Source organism: Pandoraea sp. B-6 (assembly GCF_000282835.1).
Classification (GTDB): Bacteria; Pseudomonadota; Gammaproteobacteria; order Burkholderiales; family Burkholderiaceae; genus Pandoraea; species Pandoraea cepalis.
Map to the genome: position 1 here is coordinate 23,753 of NZ_KB290498.1, position 7,631 is coordinate 31,383.

Annotated in this window: 7 protein-coding genes; 3 read left to right on the top strand and 4 right to left on the bottom strand. The window is 64.4% G+C overall.

The window, feature by feature from the left end; genetic code table 11:
* Positions 1-23 precede the first annotated feature (23 nt).
* From A985_RS0105135 to A985_RS0105145, 3 genes are all read right to left on the bottom strand, one after another.
* Positions 24-1,019 (bottom strand): alpha/beta fold hydrolase, encoded by a 996-nt coding sequence (locus A985_RS0105135; RefSeq protein ID WP_017232334.1) that lies wholly within the window; start codon positions 1,017-1,019, stop codon positions 24-26.
* A 112-nt stretch (positions 1,020-1,131) separates the two neighbouring features.
* On the bottom strand, positions 1,132-2,706 hold the full coding sequence (locus tag A985_RS0105140; protein WP_017232335.1) for an NAD(P)/FAD-dependent oxidoreductase: 1,575 nt from the start codon (positions 2,704-2,706) through the stop codon (positions 1,132-1,134).
* Positions 2,707-2,731: 25 nt separating this feature from the next.
* A complete protein-coding gene (locus tag A985_RS0105145; RefSeq protein WP_017232336.1) occupies positions 2,732-3,628 on the bottom strand; it encodes an SDR family oxidoreductase in 897 nt (298 codons plus the stop codon).
* A gap of 106 nt (positions 3,629-3,734) precedes the next feature.
* On the opposite strand from A985_RS0105145, the gene A985_RS0105150 reads away from it, so the two are divergent.
* Together A985_RS0105150 and purT are read left to right on the top strand one after the other, a co-directional pair.
* Complete coding sequence (locus tag A985_RS0105150; RefSeq protein ID WP_083902198.1) at positions 3,735-4,445, top strand: TetR/AcrR family transcriptional regulator; 711 nt, start codon at positions 3,735-3,737, stop codon at positions 4,443-4,445.
* A gap of 96 nt (positions 4,446-4,541) precedes the next feature.
* On the top strand, positions 4,542-5,744 hold the full coding sequence (gene purT, locus A985_RS0105155; protein WP_017232338.1) for a formate-dependent phosphoribosylglycinamide formyltransferase: 1,203 nt from the start codon (positions 4,542-4,544) through the stop codon (positions 5,742-5,744).
* Between the two features lie 137 nt (positions 5,745-5,881).
* Here purT and A985_RS0105160 read toward each other — a convergent pair whose 3' ends face one another.
* Complete coding sequence (locus A985_RS0105160) at positions 5,882-6,085, bottom strand: cold-shock protein (protein ID WP_017232339.1); 204 nt, start codon at positions 6,083-6,085, stop codon at positions 5,882-5,884.
* Positions 6,086-6,966: 881 nt separating this feature from the next.
* Between A985_RS0105160 and A985_RS28460 the strand changes: the two genes are divergently transcribed.
* On the top strand, positions 6,967-7,631 hold a 665-nt coding region (locus A985_RS28460; RefSeq protein WP_017232340.1), incomplete at its 3' end, for a DUF484 family protein.

Genomic DNA, 7,631 nt, shown 5'->3' on the forward strand with positions numbered 1-7,631 from the left:
CGCCGCGCGAAATCGGAAAGTCCCTAGTGTGCCATCGGTTGGGCGACGCCGTATTGCGGTGCTTGCTGCGCGGGCATTCGTGCAACGACGTCGTGTAACCATTGCAGAGTCGCTTCCGGTTGTGTCACGGGCAACATGTGCCCGCCATCGACGAGCGTCAGGCGAACGCGTTCGCTGAGCGGCGGCATCGCTTCGCCATGCACGCGGACGTCGAGGATGCGGTCGCGGCGCCCGTAGAGAATGTCGACGGGCACGGTCAACGCGGCGTAACGTGCGGCGAGGCCCGGCATGTCGCGTTCGGCGGCGAGCACGTCGGCGCAGCCGGCCTCGAAGTTGCCGGGACGAAAGCCGAGCACGCCACCACCGCGAATGAGGAAGTCCTTTGGCGCGTCTTCCGGGCCGAAGACATAGGCGAGCGTCGTGCGGCCCGTCATCATGCCGACAGGCACTGCGAGCGTGCGCGCGATCCAGCGACGCCACCCGGCACTGCGAATCGCAAGCGACCGAAACGGTGCCGGCACGTCGGACACCGGTTGCGTCAACGGGGCGATCAACGCGAGCGCCCCCACTCGCTGCGGATGGTCGAGCGCCAGCGTGAGCGCTATTGCGCCGCCCAGTGAGTGCCCCACGACCAGCGGCCGGTCGAGCGCGAGCGCGTCGATCAAGCGCGCGACCGCGTTCGCCTGTGACGTGAGGCCGCCGTCGCGCAGCGCGTTGCGCGTCGAGTAGCCAGACCCTGGACGGTCGATCAGTACGATGCGATGGGTTCGGGCCAGCGTCTCCAGCGGCAGATAGGCAAAGTTGCGCAACTGGCCGCAAAGGCCGTGGATGAACACGATGGCCGGTCCACGCCCGATGTCGACGTAGTGCAGGCGGTCGCCATCGATGTCGAGATATTGGCCGTCCGGTGGCACGGCCGCCTCGGCGCGACGCTCGACGCGGCACGTGAAGCGTCTCAGCACGAACACCACGGCGGCAATCGCAATGGCCAGGCAACCCAGCAAGTAGACGATGAGCATAGTGTCGAGTGGATCCGCAGGCAAGTTAAGTTAGGCCGCATCGTAGCAACGCGCGGCATGGGGTGGCTATCGGGCGCCGCATGTCTTGCGAGACGTCGTCGAAGGACGCGCACTAACGCGCTGCGGTGGCCACTGCACTCGACGTATCGGAAGCGCGCGTCGTTGTGGCCTGGGCGACCGAGCGCGTGGCGCGACGCTCGAAGCGCATGGCGCCGTCGTCGACGCTGCCCCAGCGCATCAGTCGAAGATCGCGCAGGTAGCTCTGATAGAACACCCACGGCTTGCGCCGCCCTTGCTTCGGTAGCACGCCCGCGGCGCGCTGAATATAGCCCGACGTCAGGCCAATGGCCGGCAACTCGCCATGCTCGCCTTCGCGCAGGCGCGGCACACAGGTGTCGACATCGTGTGCGTTCATATGATTGATGAGGCGGCAGACGTATTGCGCAATCAGCTCGGCCTTGAGCGTCCACGATGCGTTGGTGTAACCGAAGATCGACGCGAGATTGGGCACGTCGCTGTACATCATGCCCTTGTAGGCGACCGCGTCGCAGAGATCCACCGGTTTGCCGTCGACCCGCAGGCGCGCGCCCCCCATCAGTTGTACGCGCAGGCCGGTGGCCGTCACGACGATGTCGGCGTCGAGCGTCTTGCCGCTCTTGAGTGCCAGCCCGCGTGGTGTGAACGACGCGATCTCGTCGGTCACGATGGCCGCTCGTCCACCGCGCAGTGCTTTGAAGATATCGCCGCCCGGCGCGAGACAAAGCCGTTGATCCCAAGGCTGATAGCGCGGCGTGAGATCGCGTGCGACGTCGGCATGACCCTGCACCTGTTGCGCCGCGCGCCGGATCAGCACGCGGCGGATGGCATGCGGCCAGCGTCGCGCCGCCTGATAGAAGCCGAGCGCAATGAGCACGTTCTTCATGCGGACGATGCGATGTGCAACGCGCGCCGGCATCCACGCGCGCAGCCGTTCGGCAACGCCGTCGCGCTGCGGCATCGACAGGATATAGCTTGGCGAGCGTTGCAGCATCGTGACGTGTGCCGCCGTTGCCGCCAGGCTCGGCAGCAGTGTCACGGCGGTGGCGCCGCTGCCGACGACGACGATGCGCTTGTCGCGATAGTCGAGATCGGCCGGCCAATGCTGCGGATGGACGACGGTGCCGGTGAAGGTGTCCGTGCCCGGCCACGTCGGCGTGTGTCCGGCGTCGTAGGCGTAGTACCCGCTGCACATGAAGAGAAAGCGACACGTGAGCGATTGCGTATCCTGAGCGCCGTCGGCGTGCGTGCGTTCGATGTCCAGCGTCCAGCGGGCGATGCTCGAATCCCAGCGGGCTTCAAGCACCTTGTGGCCGTAGCGGATCCGAGCGTCCAGGCCCTCTGCGCGGGCGGTGTCGTTGAGGTAGTCGAGGATCTTGCCGCCCTCGGCAATCGCCTGGTCGCTTGGCCAGGGGCGAAAGCTGAAGCCCAGCGTGAACATGTCGGAGTCCGAGCGTACGCCAGGGTAACGGAAGAGGTCCCATGTGCCGCCCAGCGACTGGCGCGCTTCGAGCATGGCAAAGTGCGTGCCCGGGCAGCGCTCGCTCAGGTAATGCGCGGCGGCAATGCCGGAGAGCCCGGCGCCAACCACGATGACGTCGAGATCCGTGGCGGCGCTGGCGATATCGGTGGCTGTGGTGTGGGTGTTCATCGCGATGTCCTTCGGCCGTCGTCCGTTATTGGGGCGTGGTGGGGCGCGTTGTCGCGCGGCCTTTGTTCGACGAAGGTCTGCGCGACATGGCCGTGCGCCGGTAGAACCACACGACCATGCCTTGATAGCGCGCACCCAGCAGGCGGGCCAGCTTGTCGACGCGGCGCGCATCGGGGCCCACGAGCACGCGCCGCGCATTGCGCTCGACGCCTGCGAGCATTTGCCGCGCGGCGTCGTCGGCACTCGTCACGTCGATGAGTTGGTTCGCACGTTGCCGGTGTGTGAGTGCATCGACGCCGGTGAGCGCGGCAATGCTGTCATCGATGCGCGAGGCCTGCACGATTTTCGTCGCCACGCCGCCCGGATGCACGCAGGTACAGGACACTGGGGCATTCGCCAGATCGAGCTCCATGCGCAGCGCTTCGGTGAACCCGCGTACCGCGAACTTGCTCGCGTTATAGGCGGATTGCGTTGGCATCGCAATGAGGCCGAACAGGCTGGACGTATTGACGACGTGGCCGTCGCCGGACGCGCTCAGGTAGGGCAGGAATGCCTGCGTGCCGTGCACGACGCCCCAGAAGTTGATGTCCATCAGCCATGTGAAATCTTCGTGGCGTGCGGTCGCGACCGGCACCGAAAGAGAGACACCGGCATTGTTGAAGATGAGATTGACCTTGCCGTGCGCGGCGGCGGCCTCGCGGGCCCAGTCGAAGACGGCCTCTCGGTCGGCCACATCGAGCCGTTGCGATGTGACGCGCACGCCGAAGGCGCGGCAGGCGATGGCAGTGTCCGTCACGCCCGCTTCGTCGATATCGGACAACGCGAGATGCGCCCCTCGCCGCGCCAACTCAAGCGCCAACGAACGGCCCATGCCGGAGCCTGCGCCGGTGATGGCCGCCACCTTGTCCGTGAATGTCTTCATGGTGCTGTCTCCCATCGGCGCCGCGTCGATAGGCCGTTTGGCTACGGGCATCGCGCTGCCTATAATGTGGTGATACGTGTCACCACTTTAGTTTTGCGTCCGAGTGATGTCAAATAGCGAAATGGAACAAGGACTCGAATCGAGGGATACCGCGTCGACAGCATCGGCATCGGCACCGGTCGGCACGGACGCGACACCGCCCGGGGCGACGCCCGGACGGCGCTACGGTGGCGTGGGGCAGGCGCAGCGAGAGCAGGCGCGCCGTGCGGCGCTGCTCGACGCCGCCACGGAAGTCTTCGGCACGGTGGGTTTTCGCCGCGCCACGGTGCGCTCGGTCTGCCGTCTGGCCAAGCTCAACGACCGGTACTTTTACGCGGCGTTCGAGAACCTGGAGCAATTGTTGCGCGCGACGTATGCCCATCACGCGCAAACGCTGGTCGACCGGTTGCAGGCCGCCATTGCCGCGAGCGCACCGACCCTCGATGCCCGGCTCGATGCAGGTCTGCATACCTTTTTCGCGTTCTTGCGCCATCCGCCAGCGGCGCGCGTCTTGCTGCTCGAAGTGATGGGCGTGAGTCCGGAGACGGACCAGATCTATCAGCGCTACATCTTCGAATTCGCGAGGCTGATCCTGGGAATGGCCGACGCGCCGCCGCCCCTCGGTGAGGACGCGCAAGCCCAAGCAAGAATCGTGGGCCTGGCGCTAGTGGGCGCCATGACCCACGCCGGCACCGCCTGGGTGCTCATGGGCTACCAGGAGACCGATGCGTGCATGGTCGCAAGCTGCCGTCGCGTGCTGCGTGGCGCGCTGGTTTGATGCCGCGTTGCCGTTCATGCTCGCTACAATACGACTTTCGCGTACGACGCCAAAGGGCGTCGACGCGCCAGATTTCTCACTCTCCAAAGGTCACCCATGACCACTATCGGAACACCGCTGTCGCCGAGCGCGACGAAGGTCATGCTGTTGGGCGCCGGCGAACTCGGCCGTGAAGTGCTGATCGCACTGCAGCGTCTTGGCGTCGAGACGATTGCCGTCGATCGTTATGAAAATGCGCCGGGGCAGCAGGTGGCGCATCACGCGCGCACCATTGCGATGACCGATCCCGAGCAGCTCAAGGCGCTGATCGAAGCCGAGAAGCCGGATCTCGTCGTGCCCGAAATCGAAGCCATCGCCACGCCGATGCTCGAAGCGCTGGAGGCCGACGGTGTCGTTCGCGTCATTCCCACGGCCCGTGCCGCGCGTCTGACGATGGATCGCGAAGGCATTCGCCGTCTGGCGGCCGAGACGCTTGGTTTGCCGACGAGCCCGTATCAATTCTGCGATTCGCTGGCACAACTGCAAGCGGCCATCGATAGCGGGATCGGCTACCCCTGCATTGTCAAGCCGGTGATGAGCAGTTCGGGCAAGGGACAGAGCAAGATCGACGGCCCCGACGACGTGAAGGCGGCGTGGGACTACGCCATGGCCGGTGGCCGCGTGAGTCACGGCCGCATCATCGTTGAAGGCTTCATCGATTTCGACTACGAAATAACGCTGTTGACCGTGCGCGCACGTGGCGCCGACGGCCAGGTCGAAACGCACTTCTGCGCGCCGATCGGCCACAAGCAGGTGAGCGGCGATTATGTCGAGAGCTGGCAGCCGCATCCGATGTCGTCGGTGGCGCTCGAGCGTGCGCGCGTGGTGGCGCGCGAGGTGACGAACAACCTTGGGGGGCAGGGCATCTTCGGTGTCGAACTGTTCGTCAAAGGGGATGAGGTGTGGTTCAGCGAAGTCAGTCCGCGTCCGCACGATACGGGCATGGTCACGATGATTACCCAATGGCAGAACGAGTTCGAACTGCATGCGCGGGCGATTCTCGGCTTGCCGGTCGACACCACGCTGAAGACGCCAGGGGCGAGCGCGGTCATCTATGGTGGCGTGGATGCGGCGGGCATTGTGTTCGACGGCGTCGATCAGGCGCTCCAGGTGCCGCACACCGATATTCGTCTGTTCGGCAAGCCGGAGAGCTTCGTGAAGCGTCGTATGGGGGTGGCGCTGGCGTACGACAACGATCTGGAGGTGGCCCGTCGTCACGCGCTCGAAGCCGCGAGTCGGGTGAAGCCACGCGCGGCGTGATTACGCGGCGCTGACGCGCCGGTCGAGCGAAACGAAAAAACCCCGCGAGAGCGGGGTTTTCAGTTCGGGCGGGCTAGTTTAACCCTGCCCGAGACGCGTCGATCGCGTTAAGCGATCAGCAGCGAAACATCCGTCGCTTAGACCGGCTGGATGTTGCTGGCTTGACGGCCCTTCGGTCCCATCTTCACTTCGAAGGTGACCTTCTGGTTTTCTTGCAACGACTTGAAGCCCTTCGACTGGATTTCCGAGAAGTGAGCGAAGAGATCTTCACCACCTTCGTCCGGCGTAATAAAACCAAAACCCTTGGCGTCGTTGAACCACTTGACGGTACCAGTTGCCATTTCTTAAATCCTTAAAGTTTTCAAATGAGCGAGCCAGAAGCTCAGTGAGCGCATGACATTAAAGCTGATCAGGTACAACCGAGGCGACGCTAGGGCGACATTAGATGAACACAAGACTCGCCATACAACGTTCATGCATTCGTTTTTTTACGGGAAAGGTGGGAAGGTGTCAAGCAGGGAAACATTGGGATTGTTGATCTACGCCAGTTTTCGAAGATTTTTCGCTGCGTTGCGATAGGTATGCATGCGTTCCGGACGACCGGTTTCCCAATATCGGAATCTCATATCCGGACAGTGCGTCCGGCGTATCGGCCCCGTCGGCAGCCACGCGTCGACGACGCAAAGACACGCGCACAAGCCGAATGCGGGCCAATGTCATGTGGCGCGGGCGCAACGCGAGCGGTGGCGGGCGCGTTGCGGGCTCGCGACACCGACTGTCAACGATTTTGCTGATGCACCATGAAGGCGATGGGTTGCCGTCGACTGCGACTTGGCGCGATGGCCGGCCGATCGCCCGGACGACGTCCTGAGCCGCAGCGAGTGTTTTGATGCGCTGCCGCATGACGTTGGGGTGAACTAAGTATTTTCCCTAGGGTGTGGGAGGGCCGCGTGACGGCTCGATTTCACGTCTGGCAAGATTCGATTCTGCTACCCTTCACTCCGGTGGGGGGCGTGCCGTTAACGGCTAATTAATGACAGTCGGATAACCGGCGTCGTCATGGCCTCACCATCGGGTTCGGCGAATGCGTTCAACGTGTGCGTCTCTGCCCGGAACTTGTTTCTCGGCGCGCAGTGCGAGCGCGATACCGGGGCGCTACGGCACGATGCCGGGCGATCACGCTAGGCGGCCGCGAAGTGCCGCGTGTCTTTCGAGACCTTACGTGGCAACCAACCAGGCACCGACGCTCGACTCCTTGCAATCGCTGCTGGCGACGGTCCAGCGCAATGAGCGTTCGCTAAAGCGATTCCAGGATATCGAGTTGGCGCTCATGGGCGCCCCGGACTTCGGCGAGTTTCTGGAAGTGGTGCTCAATCGCCTGCGTCACGATTTCGACCTGTCGGGCGTACGGCTGATGCTCGCCGAGGTCGACGACACCCTGCGCGATCTCATCGATACGGCCGAGGGCATTCGCGCACTCGACGCCGGTCTGTGCATTGCGCAGGATGCCGGCACGTTCGCGGCCGTCTGTGGCGACGGGCAGCTTTGGATCGGTGCGCCGCGCGAGCGCCACGCGCCGCTCTTCGGGGCACGTCCGCCGGCCAGCGCCGTGGTGATGCCCCTGGCGCGCAACGGCCGGTATTTCGGCGTGATCGCGCTGGGTAGCCGCGACGCGCGCCGCTTCGCGCCGGAGATGGCCACCGATTTCATCGAACGTTTCGGCGCGGTCGTCGCGGTGTGTCTCGAGAACATGTGGAATCGCGAGCGTTTGAAGCGTATCGGCCTGACCGATCCGCTCACGGGCTTGTCGAACCGACGCTACTTCGATCAGCGCTTGCGGGAAGAAGTGATCCGGGGGGCGCGTTATGGCGCGCCGCTCGCGTGCCT